At 52.7% G+C, this 23,153-nt stretch carries 19 protein-coding genes, 1 tRNA gene and 1 pseudogene; 13 read left to right on the top strand and 8 right to left on the bottom strand.

Annotated features, from left to right (window positions below; all coding sequences use genetic code 11):
* The first annotated feature begins 3 nt into the window (after positions 1-3).
* From H6G52_RS17180 to H6G52_RS17145, 8 genes are all read left to right on the top strand, one after another.
* A complete protein-coding gene (locus tag H6G52_RS17180; protein WP_190529924.1) occupies positions 4-1,365 on the top strand; it encodes an MFS transporter in 1,362 nt (453 codons plus the stop codon).
* A 386-nt stretch (positions 1,366-1,751) separates the two neighbouring features.
* A complete protein-coding gene (locus H6G52_RS17175) occupies positions 1,752-2,093 on the top strand; it encodes a DUF760 domain-containing protein (protein WP_099534128.1) in 342 nt (113 codons plus the stop codon).
* Between the two features lie 110 nt (positions 2,094-2,203).
* Positions 2,204-2,875: an RNA polymerase subunit sigma-70 gene (locus H6G52_RS17170; protein WP_099534129.1), complete on the top strand. Its 672-nt coding sequence runs from the start codon at positions 2,204-2,206 to the stop codon at positions 2,873-2,875.
* 360 nt (positions 2,876-3,235) lie between these two features.
* Positions 3,236-4,996 carry an ABC transporter ATP-binding protein gene (locus tag H6G52_RS17165; protein ID WP_099534130.1) on the top strand — a complete coding sequence of 587 codons (1,761 nt, stop codon included), beginning with the start codon at positions 3,236-3,238 and terminating at the stop codon, positions 4,994-4,996.
* A 78-nt stretch (positions 4,997-5,074) separates the two neighbouring features.
* Entirely contained in the window at positions 5,075-6,001 is a 927-nt protein-coding gene (locus H6G52_RS17160; RefSeq protein ID WP_190529922.1) for a glycerate kinase, read from the top strand.
* Positions 6,002-6,108: 107 nt separating this feature from the next.
* Positions 6,109-6,948, top strand: a complete 840-nt coding sequence (locus H6G52_RS17155; protein ID WP_099534132.1) for a 3'(2'),5'-bisphosphate nucleotidase CysQ — start codon at positions 6,109-6,111, stop codon at positions 6,946-6,948.
* A 494-nt stretch (positions 6,949-7,442) separates the two neighbouring features.
* The gene (locus H6G52_RS17150; protein ID WP_190354801.1) at positions 7,443-8,102 is read left to right on the top strand and encodes a Crp/Fnr family transcriptional regulator; all 660 of its coding nucleotides are present in this window, start codon (positions 7,443-7,445) and stop codon (positions 8,100-8,102) included.
* Between the two features lie 137 nt (positions 8,103-8,239).
* Positions 8,240-8,410 carry a DUF2256 domain-containing protein gene (locus H6G52_RS17145; protein WP_099534134.1) on the top strand — a complete coding sequence of 57 codons (171 nt, stop codon included), beginning with the start codon at positions 8,240-8,242 and terminating at the stop codon, positions 8,408-8,410.
* Between the two features lie 156 nt (positions 8,411-8,566).
* On the opposite strand, the gene H6G52_RS17140 is transcribed toward H6G52_RS17145, so the two are convergent.
* Positions 8,567-9,460: a glutaminase gene (locus H6G52_RS17140; RefSeq protein WP_190529920.1), complete on the bottom strand. Its 894-nt coding sequence runs from the start codon at positions 9,458-9,460 to the stop codon at positions 8,567-8,569.
* Between the two features lie 292 nt (positions 9,461-9,752).
* Here H6G52_RS17140 and H6G52_RS17135 point away from each other — a divergent pair, with 292 nt between their 5' ends.
* Positions 9,753-10,937: a transaldolase gene (locus H6G52_RS17135; RefSeq protein WP_099534136.1), complete on the top strand. Its 1,185-nt coding sequence runs from the start codon at positions 9,753-9,755 to the stop codon at positions 10,935-10,937.
* Between the two features lie 84 nt (positions 10,938-11,021).
* Here the strand turns inward: H6G52_RS17135 and H6G52_RS17130 are convergent, their stop codons facing one another.
* The gene (locus tag H6G52_RS17130; RefSeq protein ID WP_190529918.1) at positions 11,022-12,332 is read right to left on the bottom strand and encodes a hemolysin family protein; all 1,311 of its coding nucleotides are present in this window, start codon (positions 12,330-12,332) and stop codon (positions 11,022-11,024) included.
* A gap of 212 nt (positions 12,333-12,544) precedes the next feature.
* The gene (locus H6G52_RS17125; RefSeq protein WP_099534138.1) at positions 12,545-13,216 is read right to left on the bottom strand and encodes a hypothetical protein; all 672 of its coding nucleotides are present in this window, start codon (positions 13,214-13,216) and stop codon (positions 12,545-12,547) included.
* Positions 13,217-13,427: 211 nt separating this feature from the next.
* Between H6G52_RS17125 and H6G52_RS17120 the strand changes: the two genes are divergently transcribed.
* Together H6G52_RS17120 and H6G52_RS17115 are read left to right on the top strand one after the other, a co-directional pair.
* Positions 13,428-13,500 (top strand) — tRNA-Ile (locus tag H6G52_RS17120).
* Between the two features lie 169 nt (positions 13,501-13,669).
* Complete coding sequence (locus H6G52_RS17115; RefSeq protein ID WP_190529916.1) at positions 13,670-15,484, top strand: M3 family oligoendopeptidase; 1,815 nt, start codon at positions 13,670-13,672, stop codon at positions 15,482-15,484.
* A gap of 47 nt (positions 15,485-15,531) precedes the next feature.
* Here H6G52_RS17115 and H6G52_RS17110 read toward each other — a convergent pair whose 3' ends face one another.
* A complete protein-coding gene (locus H6G52_RS17110; protein ID WP_370567060.1) occupies positions 15,532-16,836 on the bottom strand; it encodes an AmpG family muropeptide MFS transporter in 1,305 nt (434 codons plus the stop codon).
* A gap of 163 nt (positions 16,837-16,999) precedes the next feature.
* On the opposite strand from H6G52_RS17110, the gene H6G52_RS17105 reads away from it, so the two are divergent.
* Positions 17,000-17,548 (top strand): DUF1003 domain-containing protein, encoded by a 549-nt coding sequence (locus H6G52_RS17105; RefSeq protein WP_190529914.1) that lies wholly within the window; start codon positions 17,000-17,002, stop codon positions 17,546-17,548.
* Between the two features lie 104 nt (positions 17,549-17,652).
* On the opposite strand, the gene H6G52_RS17100 is transcribed toward H6G52_RS17105, so the two are convergent.
* The 3 genes from H6G52_RS17100 to acs form a co-directional block, all read right to left on the bottom strand.
* Positions 17,653-18,141 carry a type II toxin-antitoxin system VapC family toxin gene (locus tag H6G52_RS17100; protein ID WP_190529912.1) on the bottom strand — a complete coding sequence of 163 codons (489 nt, stop codon included), beginning with the start codon at positions 18,139-18,141 and terminating at the stop codon, positions 17,653-17,655.
* A gap of 45 nt (positions 18,142-18,186) precedes the next feature.
* Positions 18,187-18,786: a hypothetical protein gene (locus tag H6G52_RS17095; RefSeq protein WP_190529910.1), complete on the bottom strand. Its 600-nt coding sequence runs from the start codon at positions 18,784-18,786 to the stop codon at positions 18,187-18,189.
* 89 nt (positions 18,787-18,875) lie between these two features.
* Positions 18,876-20,846 (bottom strand): acetate--CoA ligase, encoded by a 1,971-nt coding sequence (gene acs / locus H6G52_RS17090; RefSeq protein WP_190529908.1) that lies wholly within the window; start codon positions 20,844-20,846, stop codon positions 18,876-18,878.
* A gap of 904 nt (positions 20,847-21,750) precedes the next feature.
* On the opposite strand from acs, the gene H6G52_RS17085 reads away from it, so the two are divergent.
* Entirely contained in the window at positions 21,751-22,857 is a 1,107-nt protein-coding gene (locus H6G52_RS17085; RefSeq protein ID WP_190529907.1) for a sulfotransferase family 2 domain-containing protein, read from the top strand.
* 179 nt (positions 22,858-23,036) lie between these two features.
* On the opposite strand, the pseudogene H6G52_RS17080 reads toward H6G52_RS17085, so the two are convergent.
* Positions 23,037-23,153, bottom strand: a pseudogene (locus tag H6G52_RS17080) (IS1 family transposase); the annotation flags it as partial.

Here is a 23,153-nt window from a genome sequence, read left to right as displayed (position 1 = left end):
TTCATGGCCGTGTTGCGTCACACCAAAAAACGACTGAAACAGTGGCTGTTTCCCAAAGGCCGATCGCTCCGTTCCACAGTCCAATCCACGATTCAAGCCGCAGTTCAATCCACAACTCAAGTCACAACTCAATCCACTGGCCAACAATGGTTACCCCCCTTGTCCGGCGTGGTTTGGATTTTGACCCTGGGGCGCGTTTTGCTGCACCTGGGCACTGGCTTGGTCATGTTCTACGGAGCAATTTACTTTGTGGAACAGGTGGGTCTGTCGGCCACCGCCGTGGGCACGGCACTGGGGTTGGGTCAGTTGTCGGGGGTGCTGGGCCGGGTGGCCAGCGGTTCTTGGTCTGATTCGCCCCGGGTGGGCCGGCGCAATGTGTTGCTGTTGTCGGCGGTGGCTTCGGCCCTGGGAGATGGGGTGTTGGGGTTTGCGGCGGGGTTTCCGTTGCTGATTGTGGGCAATCTGCTGATGGGCTTGGGCGTGGGGCTATATTGGCCGGCCATGGAGGCGTTGGTGGCAGACTTTACCCCGGAAGAACATCGGCGGGAAGCCTTTGCGGTCACGCGGCTGGCGGATGTGGTGGGGTTGGGCTTGGGTACGGCGATCGGGGGATTGCTGGTGGGCCAAACGGGTCTCTATCGGTTGCTGTTTTTGGGCGATGCCCTGTCTTTTGTGCTGTTTGCGGTGGCGGTGGTGGCCCTGGTTCCCGATCGCCGGCCCGCAGTCCAAACGGCGATCGGCCATTGGGCCGGCTGGCGCAAAACCCTGAGCGATCGACTCCTCGGCCTGTTTGTGATTGCTAATATTTTGTTCACCACCTATTTGGCCCAGGTGGAAGCCACCTTGCCCCTTTATCTCAAACGGATCGTGGGCTTGGCTCCCGCGCAAATTGGCGTGCTGTTCTCGGGGCATATTATTTTGGCCGCCGTGACCCAACTGCCCATGTCCCGGCTGCTGCGCCCCTATGGCCATGCCCGATCGCTGGCGATCGCCGCTGGGCTATTTGGGGCGGGCTTTGTCGCCGTTTGGTGGATTCAGCCCGGAGCCTGGGCCCTGGCCGGGGCGATCGGGGCCTTGGCCCTGTTGTCCCTGGCCATGGTGGCCTATACGCCCTCTGGCTCGGCCCTGGTGGTGGATTTGGCTCCGGAATCCCTGCGCGGCACTTACCTTTCGATTAATTCCCTCTGTTGGGCCGTGGGCTATGCGGTGGGGCCGCCGTTGGGTGGGTTGGCCCTGGATGCCACCCCAGCGATCGCCCGGGGATTCTGGATTTGGCCCGTGTTGAGTGTGGGACTGGTGTTGGGCTTGCTGCACTGGCTCGATCGCCTGCTCGATCGACACCTGAACCGGGCATCCTCAACTTAGGATCAGTGGGAAAAGGATTCGGCAAGAAAAATCACCGCCCATCAACTTCCGTTGCAGACTTGAACAAAAATGTCACAATAGGGCCAGATTGTTGAGCAATGTTCGTTAATTTCCGTTAGTGCTTCTATTTGTGCTTCCGTTGGTGCTATCCCACTCGATCGGGAATGCGTGCAAATTCATTCACCGTCCCCTCAACTGCCCTTTGCACCTTTCCAGTCCCGTTCTGGGTAATTCTTGAATCACCAACCGTTGCAATGTGCGGCAGATCGTTGTTGCATAAGGTTGCAGGTGAACTCAACAACATCGTTAACGCCAACCAGAACGCTAACCAGCATTTCTGTAGGATTCTCCAAGAGTCCGATCGTCCTTCCGACTGAATCGACGCTATGGTTTTTAACCCCGAAACGGCTGACTGGTTTGATGACGCATCGAATGACGATCGCGTCAATCCGCTGCTGCAATACCTCCAGCGTCAATCGCCGGAAGTGTTGGCCCGTGTGGCCCGGGCGGTGACCCCTGATGTGAAGCAAATTGTTTCCCAAAATGTTCAAGGCTTGGTCGGTTCCTTGCCCGGTGAACATTTCAGCATCCAAATCGTGACCGATCGAGAAAACCTGGCCGGATTGTTGGCCTCGGCCATGATGACGGGCTATTTTTTACGGCAAATGGAACAGCGAATGCAGATGGAAGATGCCCTGCATGATGTGGCTTCCTTGGGGGATGATTAGCCCCCGAAGGTAGGCTGATGGTTTCGGCCAGTGCCTATGCCTAATCCCAACGAGGGGATGCAGCCTCTTGGCCGAATTTTGCCACCGCAACGGATATTGCTTGATTGCCCATGGATGCACCCAGTTTTCATGAATGTCGCCATCCGATCGTTCAATCACTCAATCAATACAGTGATTCAGAATTATTGGACTTATTTAAACGCTATCCCGACTCCGGCCGCTATTTTGTAGCCTTGTTTTGTCGCTATAGCCCGATCGTCTATTCCCTGGTACAACATTCTGCTCCGTCTGATGCCCAGGCGGATTATTTATTTGCCCAAATTTGGTTCCGAATTTTTCGTGAATTACCCACTTTAGATCTGGAACGGGCGCGAGCGACTCGCATCGATCGCGCCGATGAATTTACCTTGCAAAACTGGCTCATTAACATGACTGCTTTGATGGTGAATCAGGCGGAATTGCCCCCTGTGGAATCCATTCACTATTCCTTGACGGCCGCCCCGCCGCCCCTTTGGTGCTACCTGCAATCGGCGCTCGATCGGCAAGATCCCACGGCGCGTTTGATGGTGTTGATGGCCCAAACCCTGCATTGGAGCGAGCCACGGATCGCCGCCTATTTGCAAGCGGAAGGGGAATCCTTGTCGCCGGCCGCCGTTCGGGCCAAGTTGCGCCAAAGTTACCGCGCCTTGGAATCAGCCTTGCCGCCGGATATTCGGGCGATTTATTTGGGTGAATCCTTTGATGGGCCCGGCGCAGGAGAAGCGGAAACGGCCTTAAATTAAGACTCTGAACCAACGGCGCTCAACTCAAGACTAAAGCGCAGGATTCTGAAAACCTAAGAGGGTGTCTAACAAGCATCTTGTGGCACAGGTCAAGCACCGATAGTTGTGGGGGCAAGGGGCTTAAGCCCCTTATTTGTGTCGATCGCTAGGGTTTACTGAGTAGCAATTTTGGCTGTTCAAACGGCCTCTAAGGCTCAAGGCTCAAAATTCAAAGCTCAAGATTCAAGGCTCAAGATTCAAGAATCAAGGCCCAAAAAGAACCAAAACTCCGAGGTGAAAACCTGGGGGACAATTTGCGGGCGAAGCTGATTGGTTCAACAAATTCCTCCAAAGAATTCCTATATCAGGATGGTCTAATTTATGGCTGGCTCCAATCGATCGAACTTGAAAATTTTAGGCAGTTATTTACGACCCTATTGGAAAAAAACCTCGATCGGGATTGGCACATTACTGTTGGTGAATGTGTTGGGGGTTTATATTCCCCTATTGATTCGGAATGGAATTGATGAATTGCAAGCGAGCTTCTCGTTCGATCGCGTCTTTGCCTTTGCCGTGACCGTGATGGTTTTGGCCTCGGTGATGTGGGTGATTCGGATGGTGTCGCGGGTGCTGGTGTTTGGGGTGGGTCGTCAGGTGGAATTTGACCTGAAACAACGCATTTTTCAACATCTATTGACCCTGGAGCCGGCCTATTTTGCGGTGAACACGGCCGGAGATCTCATTAACCGCACCACCAGCGACGTGGACAACATTCGTCGGTTAATGGGGTTCGCCGTTTTAAGCTTGGCCAATACCCTATTTGCCTATGCGTTAACCCTGCCCATTATGCTCAGCATCAACGTGCGGTTAACGCTGTTGGCTCTGTTGGTTTATCCCTTGATGTTGGTGTTGGTGCAGTTGTTTGCCAATCAGTTGCGAACCCAACAGTTGGAAGTACAAGAACGGCTCTCGGAAATGAGCGACCTCATTCAAGAGGATATGAGCGGCATTTCTCCGATCAAAATCTATGCCCAAGAGGAGAATGAGCGGCAAGCTTTTCGGCGGGTTAATGATCAGTTGCTGCGGGTGAATTTGAGCTTTGCCAAAACCCGCAGTGTGCTGTTTCCCCTGCTGGGTGGGCTGGCGAGTGTCAGCTTGCTGGTGCTGTTGTGGTTTGGTTCCGATGCGATCGCCCAGGGGGAACTGTCGATCGGGAATTTTGTGGCGCTGCTGATTTATGTGGAGCGATTGGTTTTCCCCACGGCGCTTTTGGGTTTCACGATCAGCACCTATCAACGGGGCGAAGTCAGCATCAATCGTGTGGAAGCGATTTTGCAAACGGAACCGAAGATTATCGACAACAGCGAATCGATCGCCCTGCCGCTGGATCAAGTGGTGGGCCACCTCAAAGCCACCCACCTCAGCTACGGCTATCCGGGGAGCGATCGGCTGGCCTTGAACGATCTGAACTTCGAGATTAAACCGGGGGAAATGGTGGCGATCGTGGGCCCCGTGGGTTGCGGCAAATCCACGTTGGCCAATGCCCTGCCGCGCCTGCTGGATCTGAAGCCGGGGCAACTGTGGCTGGATGGAATTGACATTACCCAACTGCGAATCCAAGACCTGCGCGGGGCGATCGCCTATGTGCCCCAAGATAGTTTTCTGTTCAGCACCTCGATCGCCAATAACATTCGCTACGGCAATCCCGCGATCGACCTGGGGGCCGTGGAAGCCGCCGCCGACACCAGCCAAATTCGCAACGAAATCCTCACCTTCCCCCAGCAATACGAAACGGTGGTGGGCGAACGGGGCATCACCCTTTCCGGCGGCCAACGCCAGCGCACCGCCCTGGCCCGCGCCCTGTTGATCAGTTCCCCAATTTTGATTTTGGATGATGCCCTATCGAGCGTGGATAACAAAACCGCCACAGAAATTTTGCGCAATCTGACGGACGGAACCGCCAAGAAAACCGTGATTTTTATTTCCCATCAAATGTCCGCCGCCGCCACTGCCGATCGGATTTTAGTAATGGATCAAGGCTCCATTGTGGATATGGGAACCCACGATGAATTGCTCTCGCGTCCGGGGCTATATCGTGACCTTTGGAACCAACACACCCTAGAAACAATGTTGGTTGCTTAGGGGCTGTTATCAACTGTTTGCTTGCGAACAAACCGCCCCTAAACACTTGGGAATTCATTGGGAATTCATTGGGAATTCATGCCGGATTTTGAAGCATTTTGTGTTGCCTTGGGCCAGCGATCGCGCTTGGCCTTTTTGCTTAATCACCCCAGCAATCGGGCCATGATTGAGCAAGCTTGGTGGCCTTTGGCCTTGGAGTTAGGGCAATTACGCGCCCAGAGCGATCGCCCGATCGTGTTGGGAATTTTGGGTGTGCAAGGCGCAGGAAAGACCACCCTTTGTGAAGCGATGGCGGTGGCTTTGGAGCTGCTGGGGTGGCGAACCCTCAGTTGGTCGATCGATGACCTCTACAAAACCTATGCCGATCGGCAACGGTTGCAAGCACAGGATTCTCGGCTCATTTGGCGGGGGCCGCCGGGAACCCATGATGTTGATCTGGGGCTGGAAACGTTACGGGCCTTGCGATCGCCCCAATCTTCTACCATAGCCATTCCGCGATTCGATAAATCCTGCCATGGGGGACAGGGCGATCGCGTGGCGGCGGAGATGATTCAGCCGGTCGATATTGTGTTGTTTGAAGGGTGGTTTGTGGGAGTGAAGCCGATTGATTTCACAACCCTTGTTGATTGGCCAGCACCCATTTTTTCGGAAGCTGATCGCGCCTTTGCCCAGGATTGCAATCAACGATTACGGGACTATTTACCCCTTTGGGAATGGTGCGATCGGCTCTTGATTTTGAAACCCACCGATTACCACTTTTCAAAACAGTGGCGACAGCAAGCCGAGCGCGATCGAATTGCCGCCGGAGGGCAGGGGCTGAGTGAGGCGGAAATTTCTGATTTTGTGGATTACTTTTGGAAAGCTTTGCACCCGAAGCTATTTGTTGATCCGTTGCTAGCCGCCGGGGTTGCCGATTGGGTGTTTGAATTTGGAATCGATCGACAGTTAACCCGAGTTACCCGATCGCCCGGAAGCTACCTGAATTTTGGTCACCCAATAGCCTAATCCCCCAATAGCCTAATCCCCCAATAGCCTAATCCCCCAATAGCCTAATCCCCCAATAGCCTAATCAACTGATACCATCAAGGCTCCCATCCTGCATTTAAGCCACCATGCGACCCCTTGAGGATTTGTGCGCGATCGCCCGTCAAGCCGCCTGGGCCGCCAGCGACGTGCTGCGGGCCTATTACCGAGGCGATCAGTTGGCGATTGAAGACCAAGGCGACGGGCCCGTCACAGCCGCCGACCTGGCCGCCAATCAAACCATCCTCAGTCATTTGCAGCAGGAATTGGGGAACGCCGAGTTTGGCTACCTCAGCGAAGAAACCTATAAATCAGAAGGCATTCCAGCCGATCGAGATTGGATTTGGATCATCGATCCCCTGGATGGAACCAAGGACTTTATTCAAAAAACCGGCGAATATGCCATTCACCTGGCGCTGGTTTATCAAGGACGGCCGGAACTGGCGATCGTGGCTTGTCCGGAGGCGGAACGGTTGTATGCGGCCGTGAAAGGGTCGGGAACGGTGGCGTTCGATCGCGCTGGCCAAACCCGATCGCCCCGGGTGTCGGCCTGTGCCCAACTGTCGGAGCTGACCGTGGTGGTCAGTCGATCGCACCGAGACCAGCGGTTTAACCAATTGCTGGCCGCTCTGCCCTGCCAAAATCAGCACGCCGTGGGTAGCGTTGGGGGCAAGATTGCCGCGATCGTGGAGCAAAAAGCAGATTTGTACCTCTCCCTTTCGGGCAAATCGGCCCCCAAGGATTGGGACATGGCGGCCCCGGAATTGATCTTGACGGAAGCGGGCGGCCAGTTCACCCACTTTGACGGCCAACCCCTGCGCTATGCCACAGGCGATCTGAACCAGTGGGGCGGCCGCATTGCCAGCAACGGCCCCAACCATCGGGAACTCTGCCAAATCCTGCAAACGGAACTGGCCCGTCTGCCTTGAGAGGATGTCTGAAAAGCCAAAATTGCCACCCTGTAAGCTCCAGCGATCAATGCAGACAAGAGGCTTAAGCCCCTTGCCCCCACGGCAATTGATGCTTGGCCCATCCTGAAAGATGCTGCCCAGACATCCTCGGAGAGGGGGGTTGATCAACGGATCATCCCTAAGCGCTGCGGCGCAATCTTCATGGATCGTTAACATTCCCTTGGCAAGGGGTTAAACGGTCGCCGTTAGCCTGAGTTGGTGTGGGGCACTACAGTTTTGACCCAGTTATTGCAGAGGCTATTGACAAGCTGAGACCTCCAGCCTCGCAATCACTAGGGTTTTGCCGATGATTTGGTTATTGCTTATTGAAAATTAATGTCAATTGATCAAAAACTGATACGATCTCAATTGGCAGTCATCGAGCACAGATCATTCAAGTCCCAACTCCCAAGACTCAGCACCCGCAATTTGCGTCCTGGGATCGCACTCCATCGCCCTCTGCTTCCCCTCCCATGCCCAAAATGATCCGATCGACCCTGGCCAGTAGCACCGACCTGGAACTGCGCCGGTTGCTCGAAGCCCAATACCGCAGCCAAAACCTCGAATCTTTTCGCACCAACCAAACCATTCCCCTCCAACCCGATCGCCTCTGGGTTGTCTATCGCGGGGCCGTGGCCCTCGAAACCCTGCTGCCGGACGGTTCCGAAGCAATTTTGGGCTTTGCGAGCACGGGGACATTTTTTGGACAGGTTCTGAGCGCGGTGAATCCTTACCGGGCCTCGGCCTTGGCTCCCACAGATCTGTTGCCCCTCTCGATCGACCAGGTGCAACGATCCCCGATCCTGGCCCGTAACCTGCTGTTCCATGCCCTGCGCCGTTTGGATCAGGCCAGCGATTTGAAATCCTTGCTCACCCTGAAGCGCGCCGATGAGCGCCTTTGGCAATTGCTGCAACTGCTCGATCGGGAATTTGGGCAGCCCCTTGGCTCAGCGCGTCGTTTGAACTTGCGCCTCACCCATCGGCAATTGGCCAGCGCCGCCCAAACCACCCGGGTCACCGTGACTCGGCTGTTGCAACTGTTCCAAGCCCAAGGCCGAATCGAGATTGATGCCGATCGACACCTTTGGTTTCCCGCCGGAGGCAAGAATTCGCCTGATGCCCGCGGCCTTTGATACCAGAAGCCTTTGATGCCAGAGGTCTTGGAGACCAAAGGCCTTTGGGAACCTGCCAAAAATTCGGGGTGAAAATTCGTTAGAATGCTTGCGCCAATTGAATGTTGAATTGTGCGCTCCATCCGCCTGAAGATTCCATGCCCAAACAACGCAAGAAAGCCGACTTTCCCACCAAAGTTTGTGTCGTTTGTGGTTTGTCGTTCACCTGGCGCAAAAAATGGGCAGACTGCTGGGACGAAGTGAAATACTGCTCCGATCGCTGTCGTCGCCGCAAAAATCAAGCCGATCGCCCCGAGTCTGCCTCCTGAACCGTTGCCCAATCAATAATCTTGACAATCAATAATCTTGACAATCAACAACCTTGACAATCAACAACCCTTCAACAACCTTTCAACGGAATTTGAAGTGATTATTTGATCATTTGAAGTGATTGATTGGATTCAGGCTATTGGGTTCAGGGTGAATCAAAACCAGCGAATAGCCCCTTCCACAAAGTCCAACCCCAAAATCGAATGGCCTTGGGGATTCAGCAGAGGACTGTAACAGGCGATCGATCCTTGGCCGGGCTGGATTGACCAAACCACGCCGCTCACGCCGGACTTGGTGGGCCAGCCCACGTGCGCCATCCAGGTTTCCGAATCTTGGTAGAGACCCCCCACAGCGATCGCCCCTAGGGTTTGCTGCACCAATTCAGCCCATTGGGACGGCGGGTTGGCAAACCAACAGCCCAAAGCCGCCAACTCAGGCATCGTGATCCCCAGGCAACAAAGCCGGTTGTAAATCTCCAGGGCAATTTCCGGCTCTGCCACCCGGCCAGAATCCACCAAGGTTTGCACCAAAGCACGATTGCGGCCGTTGGGCAGGCTTTGCACCGAAGCCAGCACCGTTTCATTCACGGGCATGAGGCAGCCCGTTTCCCGATATAACCAAGCTTGGAACCGCCGCACCCGATCGCGTGCGGTGGTTCCAGGCAGGGCCCCCGCCAGGGCCAGGGCCCCACTGTTGAGCATGGGATTGCGGGGATGGCCCGCATCTTCCAGCAGTTGATCCAAGTCGTTATAGGCCTTGGCGGATGGTTGACAGCCCACCAAGCCGCTCACAGCCTCGGGGCCCAGAAGCGCAAGGGCATAAAACAACAGCAGGGGTTTCATCACACTCATCAACACCACCCGCCGCCCCGGGGGCGATCGATCCCAACTGCGGCCATCCACGGCCTGCACGGCGGCCGCAAACTCTTGCGGATTGGCCTTTGCCAAAGCGGGCACGTAATCTGGCAAGTAGCCACTAATGCCCGATCGGGTTCCTTGTCGAGCCAGATCATCCAACAACAACCGAGATGTTGCGATTAGTCCAGTCATGTCGCCTGCATCGCCTTGGGCCGGCATACAGAAAGCAGCCACCAGCCCTGCTAATACTCTAGAGAAGGCCAGGGAGCCTGATAAGCAATTGTGATCAAGTGATGAGGTTTCTTATCGATCGCTGATTGAACACTTACCGGGAACTCCCGCTCTCTTTGAACTTTTCTGTGATTTTGTTGAAGTTCTCATCGGGAGCGTCACCATTCCCGGTGGGATCGGCCACACTGGAAGCACATTTCCCGGCCCAACCGAGAGGGCGGGACACTCGCAACGCTCTCAGCGAGAAGTGATCATGGCTCAGACCTTGCTTGAACAATTACGCACAATGACGATCGTGGTGGCCGATACCGGCGACATTCAGGCGATCGAACGACTCAAGCCCCGCGATGCCACAACGAACCCTTCATTGATCACCGCTGCGGCCCAAATGCCGCAATACCAGGAAATTGTGGATCAAACCCTGCTGGAGGCCCGCACCGAAAAGGGCAAGCAAGCCAGCGCGGAGGAGGTGGCCTCCCTGGCCTTTGAGCGCTTGGCAGTGGCCTTTGGTAAAAAGATTTTGCAAATTATTCCCGGTCGGGTCTCCACGGAGGTCGATGCGCGCCTGTCCTATGACACGGAAGCAACGATCGCCAAGGGTCGCTATCTGATTTCGGAGTACGAAAAAGCCGGTGTTTCACGCGATCGAATTCTGATCAAAATTGCCGCCACTTGGGAAGGCATTCGCGCCGCCGAAGTGTTGGAAAAAGAAGGCATTCACTGTAATCTCACCCTGTTGTTTGGGTTGCACCAGGCGATCGCCTGTGCAGAGGCGGGCGTGACCCTCATTTCGCCCTTCGTGGGTCGAATTTTGGATTGGTACAAGAAAAAGACCGGTCGCGATTCGTTTCCAGCCCCAGAGGATCCCGGTGTGTTGTCCGTCACGCGGATTTACAACTACTACAAAACCTTCGGCCACAAAACGGAGGTGATGGGGGCGAGTTTCCGCAACATGGGCGAAATTGTGGAACTGGCCGGTTGTGATTTGCTGACGATTTCGCCGGCCCTTTTGGACGAGCTGGAAAGCAATCAGGGCGAGCTAGTGCGCAAGCTGAGTCCTGACTTGGCCGGTGCAGAGCCGATCGAAAAAATCGAGATGAATCGCGAAGTTTTCGATCAAATGCACCAAGACGATCCAATGGCTTCCGAAAAGCTCACGGAGGGGATTGAAGGCTTCTCGAAAGCGCTGGAATCTCTGGAGTTGCTGTTAAAAAATCGTCTGGCTCAACTGGAAGGCCAAGAAGCCCTCAGCCATGCGGCCGATGACATTTTCCATGTTTACGACTTGGATGGGGATGGCTTCATTACCCGTGAAGAATGGGCTGGGAGCGATGCGGTTTTTGATGCCCTAGATTCCAACCGAGATGGCAAAATCACCCCCGCTGAAATGGCGGCCGGTCTTGGGGCAGCCTATCACCACCACTTGGTAGGTGTTTAGGGCCTGATTTGGGTCACGGCTTCAAGATTCTCCAGTGGGGAATCTGAGGAACTGACGAAGGATTTTTAAGGATCTAGTCAGGATCTAGTGAAGGCGGCGAATGCGGATCCGATCGAGTCGGGCCCCATTGGCCGCTTCAATTTCAAATTCCAAACCGTTGTAACGAAAGCTTTCGCCCACTTGGGGAATTCGTTGCAGGTGGCAGAGCACAAACCCGGCCAAGGTTTGGTAATCGTCGGCTTCCGGCAGGGTTAGCCCCAGACGGCCATTCACCTCGTCGATCGTGATTTGGGCGGGCACGCAGGCGGTTTGTTCGTCGATCGCCTCGATCGAGCTGTCGTCGGCGGCCAGGGGCCCCACAATTTCCTCCGCCACATCAGTGAGCGTGACCAAACCCGCCGTGTTGCCAAATTCATCCACCACGATCGCCATGGGTTGTCCCGATCGCCGGAGCGATCGCAGCAAGTCCGCCGTATTGGCAAATTCCGGCACAAAACAGGCGGGCTGAATCCAAGCGCTCAGGGGCGTATCCAGGCTCAATTCCCCAGCGGCCAGGGGCGTGGCTAAATCTTTAAACCGCACCATTCCCACAATGTCATCGATCGAGTCACCCATCACCGGGTAACGCAGGTGGCCGGTTTGGCCCACGGCCGCCAGCAAATCCGTCACGGAATCCGACTGCTCCAGCACCACCATCTGGGTGCGGGGAATCATCACATCCCGGGCCGTCACGGCTCGAAAGGTCAGAACATTTTGCAGCAGGCGGCGCTCATCGGCTTCCAAGTCCGGGGACTCTGTGGAATTCCCAACAATTTGTTGCAACTCCGAAAGGGCGATCGGGCTGGCCCAATGGCGATCGCTGGGCCGCAACCCCAAGGCCCGCAACACCCACCGTGTGGAGCGCTCCAAAAACCAAACGATCGGCTGTAAAAATCGCCCGATCGTGACGCTGGGCGGCCCCAACACCAAGGCCACCTGTTCCGCATGACGCAGGGCGATCGATTTGGGGCCCAATTCCCCAAACACGATTTGCAGATAGGCCACCAACAGGAACGCGGTTCCCACGGCCACCGCCTGCACCAAGGGGCGATCGGCCGCAGCGGGCCAGTAGTGAATTGCGCCGCTGATCAAGGGTGCGGCCAAAACCGACTGACCCAACCAACCCAGGGTGAGGGCCGCCAGGGTGATCCCCAACTGGGTTGTGGACAGCAACCGATCGACATGTTGTTGCAAATACTGGACGCTGCGAGCCGCTGGATCCCCACCCGCAACGAGTTGATCAATGCGCGATCGCCGCACAGCCACCATGGAAAACTCTGCCGCCACAAAGAACGCATTCAGCGTGATGGGCAACAGCAGCACCCACAAGCTCAACGTCCAGCCTTGACTATCCACCGCTACTAGATTCCGTTTAATTGAGTTTGATTGAGTTTGCTTGATCCTGGTTAAGTTTGCTGGATTTTGCGGAATTTTGCTGGGTTCTATTCAGAAACCAAGACTCGGCCATCTTGCTGGCAGGGATTTCTCAAAAGGAATTTCTCAATCAAATCTATCAATCCGATCTTGAAATCAATGGCTGATGGAGCTGTGGCCAAGGGCGATCGGCCCTAACGCACGGGAATGCCCTGAATTTGAAGCTGTAATTGCTGATCGGGATAATCGGTCAGGGACAGTTGCAACGACTTCACGCCATCCAGCAACACCGTTGGCACGATCGCCTTGCCCCGAACGGTGGCTCCGTCGGCCGGTAACTCACTGGGCAAATCTTCCACGATCGCGCTCAGGGGATCGCCCCGATCGTCCGCCATTTCCAAAAAGCTATAGAGAAACTGCACCGCCCGATCGCCCTGATTGCGCAGCGTCAACTCCAGCACCAACGAATCGCCCACCCGGCTGGCTCCCACCACCGTCAGGGTCACACCTTCCGCCTTGGCCGAAATGGGCAACTTGGCCACCGCCGTTTGTGACAAAGGCTTGGCCTGAGGTTGAGTTTGGGTCAAGGCCGGATCCACCGGCTTGGGCGGCGCATTGCCCACGGGAGCCGTTTGGGTGATGGCCTTGGTTTTGGCCAGCAACTGTTGCTCATTCAGCAGTTTTAGGGGAGCCGGTTCCGGTCGCTTGCCGCCTCGTCCTGAGGAGTCCGCCGTGGGGCGAAAGTCCGGCTGCACAATGCCCTTCAGCGCCTCCCGTCCAAGGTTGTAGCCCCAGGAGGTGCTGGCGATGCCCGTGCCCGCCATCAATAACAACAACAGAATGGTCAAACCAGCGCTGGGATTCACGGCAGTTGATGAAGATTACTTGAGAGAGGTTGAGAGATCCAGAACAGATGGCGGCTGGCTGATCACTCAAGCCATTCAAACTCTATCCAAGAATATTGCCCAAACTAGCGGCCAATGGCAAAATTAATGACGAGTGTAAACTCACACGACTCTCCAAAAGCGATAGACCGCCCCCACAACCTATCGCTGAGCATTGAGTCTCCGACATTTTCCAGGGTTGGCCGAGCGGTTTAGGCAGCGAACTCATAATTCGCCTCAGACAGGTTCAACTCCTGTACCCTGGATTGTTTTACGATCGAACCGACTTGATCAAGCCAAATCGATCGAGCTGGCTCACTCGAACCGGCCTGATTGAACTGTCTTGCTTGAACGGGCTTGATTGAACCGGCTTGAATTGAATGTGACTGTCTGAAATTGCTGCGTGAACCCAAGGTTGAGGCGAAGGTTGGAGCTATGGTAGCAAGTGCGATCGGGACGGCCCAAACCACCGACAAGAACGACCCATTAACCTGGAATTTAGCCGATTTATACGAGGGATTTGATGATCCCCGCTATGAGGCTGATTTGCACTGGGTGAGCGATCGAGCAGAGAATTTTCGGATTACTTACCGCGATCGCGTGGCCTCGCTGACAGCGCAGGAGTTGGCCCAGGCTTTGGAAGAACTAGAAGGCATCTACCAAGCGGTGGGCTATCTTTGGAGCTTTCCCTCGCTCACCTTTGCGGCCAACACCCGAGACACCACCGCCCAAGGGGAGGTCGATCGGATCCAAACGGCCTTGACCACCGTGAATAACGAGCTGGTCTTTTTTGACTTGGAACTTCAGGCCATGAGTGCCGACCACTTGGCGGAGTTGCGACAGGCCCCAGAACTGCGGCTTTATGCCCATTACCTGGAATCCGTGGGGCGATTTGCGCCGTTTCGGTTGCCGGAAGTGGTGGAACAAACGCGCAACCGAGACAGCCTGACTGGGCGGCAGGCCTTTATTCAGTTGCGATCGATCCACTTGGGCGAACAGACCTACACCCCCGTCACCACGGCCGATGGCAAAACCGCCACCACGGAAGCCGAACTTTCGGCTCTGTTGTTTCAGGGCGATCGCACCGTGCGCGAACAGGCCTATCACTCGGTGCGAGTCGTCAGCCAACAGCACAACACCCTCTATGCCTACATCCTGAGCACGATCGCCCAGGATCACGCGATCGAGAACCAAATGCGCGGCTATCGATCGACCCTGGAAAAACAGTTAATTAGCGACGAAGTGCCCGAAGGGGTGTTTTGGGCCGTGATGAATGGCACGCGCGATCGCACCGAAATTTGGCAAAACTATTACCGCATCAAAGCAAAAGCCACCGGAGCCGCCATTCGCACCTGTGATGTTTATGCCCCCTGGAGCACCGAACCGATCGCCCCGCTCCCGTTCTCAGAAGGCACTCAAATCTTGCTGGCGGCCCTGGAACAATTCGACACCACCTATGCCCGCCGGGCCGAAGAGTTTTTCCTAAACCGTTGGGTTGATGCTGCCGTGCGGCCGGGCAAACGAGGCGGCGCATTTTGCAACTACACCCACGGCAAACATAGCTATTTGTTTTTGTCCTACACCGACGATTACAGCTCTCTATTTACCTTGGCCCATGAGATGGGTCATGGCTTGCACTTTGCCTGGATTGACGATCATCAACGCTATTTCAATAGCAATCCACCTTTGGTGTTGGCGGAAGTGGCTTCCACCTTTAATGAACTGCTGCTGTTGGACTATTTGCTCGATCGCCATTCCGATCCGAATATGCAGCGCAGTTTAATTACGCGCCAGCTAGAAGATCAATTGAGTTTGCTCTTCCGACAAACCACCATCAGCCGCTTGGAATTGGCCCTGCACGATCGAGCCGAAAAGGGGCGATTTGATGCTGAATTTTTGAATGAAGTTTGGGATAGTCTCTACCGAGATCTATGTGGCGATGCGGTTGAAATTCTGCCAGAGCACCAATACGACTGGGCCCGAATTGGTCACATTTTCTTCAAGCCCTTTTACTGCTATCAATACGCCGCTTCGGACATCGTGAGCCTGGCTTGCTATCAACAATATCGCCAGCGAGGCCGAGATTTTGTACCCGGCTATTTACAACTGCTGGCCAGTGGGGGCAGCGAAAACCAAATGGCCGCCCTTAAGCATTATGTGGGTGTGGATTTGGAAGACCCGGCAACCATTTCCCAAGCGCTAGATTATGTGGCGAATTTGGTCGATCGCCTGGCCAGCACCGTGCCCTAGCGGAAGGCTGCCCAATCATTCAGGCTGAAGTTGACCGGGGTTGGATTCTATTGGTTAAGCTCCGATGGAGAATTCGATTGATGCCAAGGAGCAAACCAGGGCAACAATGCCAACCCCGGCAGCGCCGCCCCGATCGTGAGCAAAAAGAAGCCAGGCCAACCCAACTGTTGGGCTAAAGCACCGGAAGGAGCCGAAAACAAATCACGACTCACAGCCATCAAACTGGACAGCAAAGCATATTGGGTGGCGGAAAAACGAGCATTACAAAGACTCATCAAAAATGCCGTAAATCCTGCTGTTGCTAATCCACCGCAGAAATTTTCCACATTAATCGCTAACACCATGGCGGTAGCATTTTTCCCCACCCAAGCCAAAATTAAATAGGCAACATTGCTCAGGGCTTGTAATCCACCAAAGACCCAGAGCGATCGCCCAATGCCAATTTGACTGAGAATTGCACCGCCCGTTAAGGAGCCGACAATGGTGGCAATCAAGCCCATCACCCCTTGAATAGCGCCCACTTCCGTTTGGCTAAAGCCCGTTTGCAACAAAAAGGGCAGGGCCATGTTGTTCACCATCGAATCGCCCAAGCGATAGAGCACAATAAAGGCCAAAATGGCCAAGCCCCGCTGCCAATGGTAGCGATCGAGGAAATCCTTAAAAGGTAACCAAACGGCCTCCGACAAGCTGGCGGGTGGTTGTTGGGGGGCTGTGGGTTCTGGGGCCAGCCAACTCAACAGAATGCAGCCCGCCATCAAGACCGCCATCATGCTGTAGGTAACCGGCCAGGTGAAGCGATCGGCCAGCACCAGCGCTGCTCCGCCCGCAATGAGCAGCGCCCCGCGATAGCCCAACACGAAGATGGCCGCTCCGGCTCCCATTTCCCGAGGAGTCAACACATCTGTGCGATAGGCATCGGCGGCAATGTCCTGGGTGGCGCTGAGCAGGGCCACCAACACCGCCGCGATCGCCACCCCCTGTAGCCCCTGCTGGGGATTTTGCAACCCTAATGCCAACAGGGCCAGGGCGATCGCCCCTTGGCTGAGGGCCAACCAACCCCGCCGCCGCCCAAAAAACGGCGGCACAAATCGATCGAGCAAGGGGGCCCACAAAAACTTGAGGGAGTAGGGCAATCCCACCAGGCTAAAGGCCCCGATCGCGCTCAGGTTCACCTGCTCCATCGTCATCCAAGCCTGGAGGGTACGGCTGGTTAACAGCAAGGGCAACCCCGAGCTAAACCCCAAGAGCAGCAGAGCCGCCATCTTGGGCTGTTGAAACAACCGGGCGATCGAGGCGAGGGGGGACGGAAGAGGAACTTTCACGGGTGTTGGGCAACCGGCATAGAGAAACATTGGGTTGAGTTTACTGCTGTTAACCAACCGAGAGCGATTCGGCGGGAGTGGTGCAACAGTGGTGTGAATACCAGAGACTCCCCCCTTTCGCTGCGGCTCTTTTTAGCCACAACCCCTTGAGCCTCCATATCCTAGTGCTAACTTTCTCCCACGAGATCGCGTTATGCCCGTCAATTCTCCCGGCTATCCTCGTCGCCCCAGCCGCGCCAATATTACCCCCGAGCAATATCGGCTGATTCAGCGCCTACGGGAACGCAATCCCGCTGAGAACCCACCCAAAGAAAAAGCGGATTTGGGTTCGCATCTTGCTGACTTGGTGGCTTCAACGGTTGGCTCTTGGAAATTTGTCATCATCCAGTCCATTTGTTTAGGTTTCTGGATTTTTTGCAATGTCAGCAACAAGACTATCCATTGGGATTCCTATCCATTCATTTTGCTGAATTTGATGTTGTCATTCCAAGCAGCATACACAGCACCAATCATCATGATGAGCCAAAATCGGCAAAATGAAATTGATCGCCAAGAGGCTAAGCATGATCATGAAGTGAATCTGAAATCAGAGCTGGAAATTGAGCTGCTGCATGACAAAATTAATCTTCTACGCGAGGCAGAGTTGAGCGAAATTCTGCACCTGCTGCGTGAGCAGCAAAAACAGATTGATGAACTCCAAAAGCAACTGAAAGCCGCTTCCATCAAACCTGATTCAGCGTGAAGGCCAGGATCCTTTTTTGAATTTCAGGTAAGTTCAGAGGATCACAGCTCATCGCAGCTAGACAATTCAGGATTTTTCTGAGTGCTCAAGTATGGGGCGATCGCTCATGATTCCATTCCTGGGAATAGGATTTCTTGGAACGATCGAGCATCAATGCCATAGCGTGTTAGGTGCTTGCGATTTTCAGTGACCAAAACCACATTGACCCAGGGTGAAAAGAGCGATCGAACCTGAGCCGCCAAAATGGGATCGCCGCCCAAGTCACGATCGCCTTCTGTTTTTTGGCCCCGGTAGCGCGCTTCGGCCCAAAGAGTTGCTGCGAGATTCAGATCAGTAATTGTGATGGGTAAGTATCGAACTGATTGTAAAAATCGGTTTAATCGCTCAACTCCTCGATAGTTTGGATCTTTAAGGCGCTGTAATTCTAAAGATCGCCGCATTTCATAGTCAACAATTCCTGGTAGAAAAACTTCAGCATCAGAGAGCAATATTGCCCGAAACCATGCTTTCAATTCAATGAATTTTGTAGGACTAGGGTTTAGTAATTGACCTAAAATATTTGTATCAAGAGCAAGCTTATTAATGATTTTCATTTCATTAAATTAAGAATAATAGATTGGCATGACAAAGCAAAAATCTCATAAATTTGCCATTACTTCGTCCCAGGTGCGATCTAATTCATGATCAGGGTTGTTATTCCACTCATCGAGTAAATTCAAGAGTTCTTGATTTCGTGTTTTGATTTCCTGAAGACGATCTGCATGGAGTGATTCAGCATCAGGTACTAAGCTAGGATCCAATTTGAGTTCAATACTAAATCTGCTAGGGTCTGAAATTTGGTACGCAGACCGTACTTGTAATTCAGAATCAGAGGTTAACAAATTTCGATTTTCATCTACAGAACCATTTTGATGCTGTAGACAAAGTTCTAGCCCAGACATTGCAAGGCTCTGCAACATGGCTGTCGCCTGAACATGATGTTTTTTTTGGGATAATTCAATCAAAAAATTCACAAAATTTTCATCAATAATGATGAATTTTTCAGGTAATTTCGTTTGTGTGTTAATTGCAACCAAAAATTTTAGTTTCGGTGAGAGATGGTGATTTTCAAGCGCCAAAAACCGTAAAATAATGCTTAAAGGAAATGCATGGTCAGTTTGTGAAAATTGATAGACTGGAAGCGAAGTTTCTCCCACCGTAATTGTGTCGCTAGAAAGTATCGTTGGATGAGTTGACATAGATTTCTCTGATTAATTTAATGTTATGGAGTGTGGTTAGCACTATGGGCAAGATAGATAGACTCTCTATCCTGCCCATAGTCTAGCAATTACGATCCTTCGCGGAGTTTGTCGAGCACGGAGCGATCTTCGAGGGTGGAAGTGTCCCCAGAAACCTCTTGACCCGAGGCGAGCGATCGCAACAAACGACGCATGATTTTGCCCGATCGGGTCTTCGGCAGCGCATCCGTGAAGCGAATTTCACCGGGCCGGGCGATCGCCCCGATTTCCTTCACCACGTGCTGTTTCAGTTCCTTGATCAGCTCCTCGCTAGCCGTCGCCGTCCCTTCCAGGGTGACAAAGGCCACAATGTCTTCGCCCTTCAGGTCGTCCGGCTTGCCCACCACGGCCGCCTCCGCCACCGCCGGGTGCGACACCAGCGCCGACTCCACCTCCATCGTCCCCAGCCGGTGGCCCGACACGTTCACCACGTCATCGACGCGGCCCATGATCCAGTAGTAGCCATCGGCATCGCGGCGCGCGCCATCCCCCGCAAAGTAGAAATGCTGGCCGTCCTTGGGCGCGATGTGCTCCCAGTAGGTGCTGCGGAACCGTTGGTCATCGCCAAACACCGTCCGCATCATGCTCGGCCAGGGATGCTTCACGACCAGGTAGCCACCCTCGTTGTCGCCTACCGGGTTGCCATCGAGATCCACCACATCCGCCAAAATGCCAGGGAAGGGCTTGGAGGCGGAACCGGGCTTGGTGGGAATTGCGCCCGGCAGCGGCGTGATCATGAATCCGCCGGTTTCGGTTTGCCACCAGGTATCGACGATCGGGCAGCGCTCGCCGCCAATCACCCGGTAGTACCACATCCAAGCTTCCGGGTTAATCGGTTCGCCGACGGTTCCCAACAGCCGTAGGGAACTGAGGTTGCGGGCCTTGGGCAGGTGCTCGCCCATTTTGATGAAGGCGCGGATCGCGGTGGGGGCGGTGTAGAAAATCGTTACGCCGTATTTTTCGATCACATCCCAGAAGCAGCCGGGATTGGACGATCGGGGCGCGCCTTCATACATCAGCGTTGTTGCGCCGTTCGACAGGGGGCCGTAGACGATGTAGCTGTGGCCCGTAATCCAGCCCACATCGGCGGTACACCAATAGACATCGGTTTCTTTGATGTCGAACGTCCATTTGAACGTCATGTGGGTGTAGAGGTTGTAGCCCGCTGTGGTGTGGACAACTCCCTTGGGTTTGCCGGTGCTGCCGGAGGTGTAGAGCACAAACAGCAGGTCTTCGCTGTCCATCGGCTCGGCGGGGCAATCGGCGCTGGCGTTTTGTTGCAGGTCGTGCCACCAATGGTCGCGGCCCGGCTCCATGTGAACGTCTTGGCCCGTGCGCTTCACGACCAGCACATTTTCGACGCTGGGGGCGGCGTTGTTGTCGAGGGCGCGATCGACCTGCACTTTCAGGGGCACGGCGGTATCTTTGCGGAAGCCCCCGTCGGCGGTGATCACCAGTTTGGCCTTGGCATCGTTGAGGCGATCGCGCAGGGCTTCGGCGCTGAACCCACCAAACACGACGCTGTGGGCCGCGCCAATCCGGGCACAGGCCAACATGGCGATCGCCGCTTCCGGGATCATCGGCATGTAGATGCCAATGATGTCGCCTTTTTGCGCGCCGAGGGATTTCAAGACGTTGGCAAACTGGCAAACTTCCCGATGCAGTTGGGCATAGGTGAGGGTGCGCGAGTCGCCGGGTTCGCCTTCCCAAATTAGAGCGGCTTTGTTTTTCCGCCAGGTGGTTAAGTGGCGATCAAGACAGTTATGGGAAATATTGATTTTCCCGCCGCCAAACCATTTGGCAACGGGGGGCTGCCAATCAAGGGCGGTGTCCCATTTTTGGAACCAGTTGAGTTCTTTTTCAGCGAGTTCTGCCCAAAAGGCGGTGGGGTCGGCGGCAGCGCGATCGTACAGGGCTTGATAGTCGTCCAGGCTTTTAATTTCGGCATTGGCCGCCAAATCCGCAGGCGGCGCAAAGGTGCGATTTTCTTGAAGGATCGATTCGATCGTCGGTTGTGACATGACAGTTCAACTGATCAGCATTTGCTCTCAGTCGAATGTAGTACGAGCCGGGGCTACGGGCGATCGTCTGGTTAAAACTCGATACAGATGGAATCGTGGTTTTATTAAAGCCAACCAAATTTGACAAATTTTGTGAGGTAATGATTTTTAGCAAAAAATAGCTTATACTGCAAAACCTTCACTGGCTTATCATTACTAAATTGCATTATCAGCTCAAGCTCTTACATCAGCCTCAAAAGGCTACCTTGTTAAATCAATGACATTTTCTTGACTTTTGTGACTTATTATGATAGTAATTTAAAATTGGCATTTCTCGAAAAACATAAAAGACGACCTTGTTTTAAGAATTTGGGTAGTTTTTGTAAAATGATGACTTCCCATAACTGATCGCTTACACTGCAAGACTTTCACTAGCTCATCATTACTGAACTACGGCACTACCAAGATTTGTTTTTCTTCCTAAACTCATTGGATAAAGCCTAATGAGCTTAGCAAGAAAAATTTTCCTAACAGCATCAAACTAGATCAGTTAATCTTTTTAGATCAGGCGTTCTATTGACCTACAGTCAAGAGTGTTGAATTTGCAATGAAAACCATTCTTTCTCGCGTAAAAAATTCCTCCATAACTCGGGTTCTTGCAAAAACTAAAAATCTCGATGTTTTTTACGCTGTATCATCAACAACTAAGAGATTGACAACTTCCAGATATCTAAACTATTGTTGAAATATCTTTTAGAGTTCTGAATTTTTCAAATTGTCTCGTTTTGAATAGCTTTGGAGAATAATTCCAAAATTATCGAACAAGATCTTCCTTGTCAAGAAAATCATTAGTAGACTTAATTAGTTCATGTATCTTAATGGTTTAATTGAGTGAATTCCGATTGTTGAAAACCAAGGTAAAATCATGAAAAATATCCCGATCTTAATTCATAGCCATATACCCAAGTGCGCTGGAACAACAATCAATAGTCAATTGGTAAATTTTTTTGGAAAAGAAAATTGCTTAAATGCCAACTACACTCATAATTTTAGTCAAGCTTTTAATCAGCTATTAAGAATGGACTCCGATCAATTGAAGAAAATTCGCTTCATTTATGGACATTTACCTGTGAAGTGGATTGAATCATATTTGAAGTCAAAAATAGATGCTGAATGTTATACATTTTCTATTTTGCGAGATCCTCTAGATCGTGCAATGTCGCAGATTTTTTATTGGTTAGAGCATGGCGTAGTTTCAATTAGCAGCAGTGGTCAACAGCTAATTAATCGAGAATTGGTTTGGAGAACTTTGGATGAAAATATTGAAGATTTTTATATTAAATGGTTAAGTAATTATTTCTTTGGAGGAGATAATATTACTCTAAACAGAATATTGGTTGACGATCAGGAAACTGAGACTTTCATTCAAGAAGTTAAATATTGGTTTCCCAATAACCAGTGTCTAAATTTCATTCAGGATTGCTTTATTGAGCTGAAACGACATCCGGACTTTCCTGATCTCCATCAATCATTGACAAAGAAAGATTTAAAGTCCCTTTCAGAAATTTATCGCTTGAAAGCGTTTTTGAATATCTTAAAAGGTAGTTGTGCATACCCATGGAGTGAATTTTATGAGAGGCAGAAAAACTCTCAATTTTCTACGATACATTTATACTCTCTCTCCCAGACTCAAGCTTTGCAATCAGATATTCGAAGAATATATGGATTTTTAATTGATTTTAAACAACAAAAAAATGTGAGCTTAACAAGAGAAGAAGATAAGATTGTCGGCAGCCCTATATATATTATAGAGAAAATGCTCTGTCAAGGTATTGGATTAGAGCAACTTAAGCTTGCAGGTGCTTATCCTCTTACATATCTAAATAAATCTGCTCAAATTCTGTTCAAGAAAGTGTTTGAAGAATTTGGAGGCGGGCTTCTGCATAAGAAAATTGCTTTAGATTCTGCTCTTTATCAGTATGTTACGGAACGCTCTGTAGCTCAAAACGAAGGGGTTGCCTTTTGGTTATAGGTTTAGTTGTAAGTAGTCTGTAGAGTTGACACTGCCCACGACTCTCTAACCAAGGCAGCACTCATCCTCCAACTCCCGTCATTGCTAACCCCACTCGAAAAGCATATTTTAGCGACTTGAGCGACACGGAAATAAGAGGACAGTTTACAGCTTTAATAGTGGCAAAAAAGGGTAGTGAATCAAATTAATGTGGGATAGGTAGCAATGTCATGCCAAGTCCATGCCCTAGTCGCTAATCCCGCTCGTTCAGCAGCCGTGGTTTTGAAACGACTATGCTGCCAAATCCAGTTGAAATA

This window comes from Limnothrix sp. FACHB-881, assembly GCF_014698135.1.
In the GTDB taxonomy this organism is placed as follows: domain Bacteria; phylum Cyanobacteriota; class Cyanobacteriia; order CACIAM-69d; family CACIAM-69d; genus CACIAM-69d.
This window is presented reverse-complemented; position numbering and strand designations above follow the sequence as displayed.

What these genes read in the sequence shown, in the direction of transcription:
- H6G52_RS17180 (WP_190529924.1), top strand. Translation starts at nt 4, where the DNA reads ATGGCCGTGTTGCGTCACACCAAAAAACGACTGAAACAGTGGCTGTTT.
- H6G52_RS17085 (WP_190529907.1), top strand. Translation starts at nt 21,751, where the DNA reads ATGAAAAATATCCCGATCTTAATTCATAGCCATATACCCAAGTGCGCT.
- H6G52_RS17165 (WP_099534130.1), top strand. Translation starts at nt 3,236, where the DNA reads ATGGCTGGCTCCAATCGATCGAACTTGAAAATTTTAGGCAGTTATTTA.
- H6G52_RS17110 (WP_370567060.1), bottom strand. Translation starts at nt 16,836, where the DNA reads ATGTTTCTCTATGCCGGTTGCCCAACACCCGTGAAAGTTCCTCTTCCG.
- H6G52_RS17140 (WP_190529920.1), bottom strand. Translation starts at nt 9,460, where the DNA reads ATGACTGGACTAATCGCAACATCTCGGTTGTTGTTGGATGATCTGGCT.
- H6G52_RS17095 (WP_190529910.1), bottom strand. Translation starts at nt 18,786, where the DNA reads ATGTCAACTCATCCAACGATACTTTCTAGCGACACAATTACGGTGGGA.
- H6G52_RS17135 (WP_099534136.1), top strand. Translation starts at nt 9,753, where the DNA reads ATGGCTCAGACCTTGCTTGAACAATTACGCACAATGACGATCGTGGTG.
- H6G52_RS17145 (WP_099534134.1), top strand. Translation starts at nt 8,240, where the DNA reads ATGCCCAAACAACGCAAGAAAGCCGACTTTCCCACCAAAGTTTGTGTC.
- H6G52_RS17100 (WP_190529912.1), bottom strand. Translation starts at nt 18,141, where the DNA reads ATGAAAATCATTAATAAGCTTGCTCTTGATACAAATATTTTAGGTCAA.
- acs (WP_190529908.1), bottom strand. Translation starts at nt 20,846, where the DNA reads ATGTCACAACCGACGATCGAATCGATCCTTCAAGAAAATCGCACCTTT.
- H6G52_RS17115 (WP_190529916.1), top strand. Translation starts at nt 13,670, where the DNA reads ATGGTAGCAAGTGCGATCGGGACGGCCCAAACCACCGACAAGAACGAC.
- H6G52_RS17160 (WP_190529922.1), top strand. Translation starts at nt 5,075, where the DNA reads ATGCCGGATTTTGAAGCATTTTGTGTTGCCTTGGGCCAGCGATCGCGC.
- H6G52_RS17150 (WP_190354801.1), top strand. Translation starts at nt 7,443, where the DNA reads ATGCCCAAAATGATCCGATCGACCCTGGCCAGTAGCACCGACCTGGAA.
- H6G52_RS17170 (WP_099534129.1), top strand. Translation starts at nt 2,204, where the DNA reads ATGGATGCACCCAGTTTTCATGAATGTCGCCATCCGATCGTTCAATCA.
- H6G52_RS17105 (WP_190529914.1), top strand. Translation starts at nt 17,000, where the DNA reads ATGCCCGTCAATTCTCCCGGCTATCCTCGTCGCCCCAGCCGCGCCAAT.
- H6G52_RS17175 (WP_099534128.1), top strand. Translation starts at nt 1,752, where the DNA reads ATGGTTTTTAACCCCGAAACGGCTGACTGGTTTGATGACGCATCGAAT.
- H6G52_RS17155 (WP_099534132.1), top strand. Translation starts at nt 6,109, where the DNA reads ATGCGACCCCTTGAGGATTTGTGCGCGATCGCCCGTCAAGCCGCCTGG.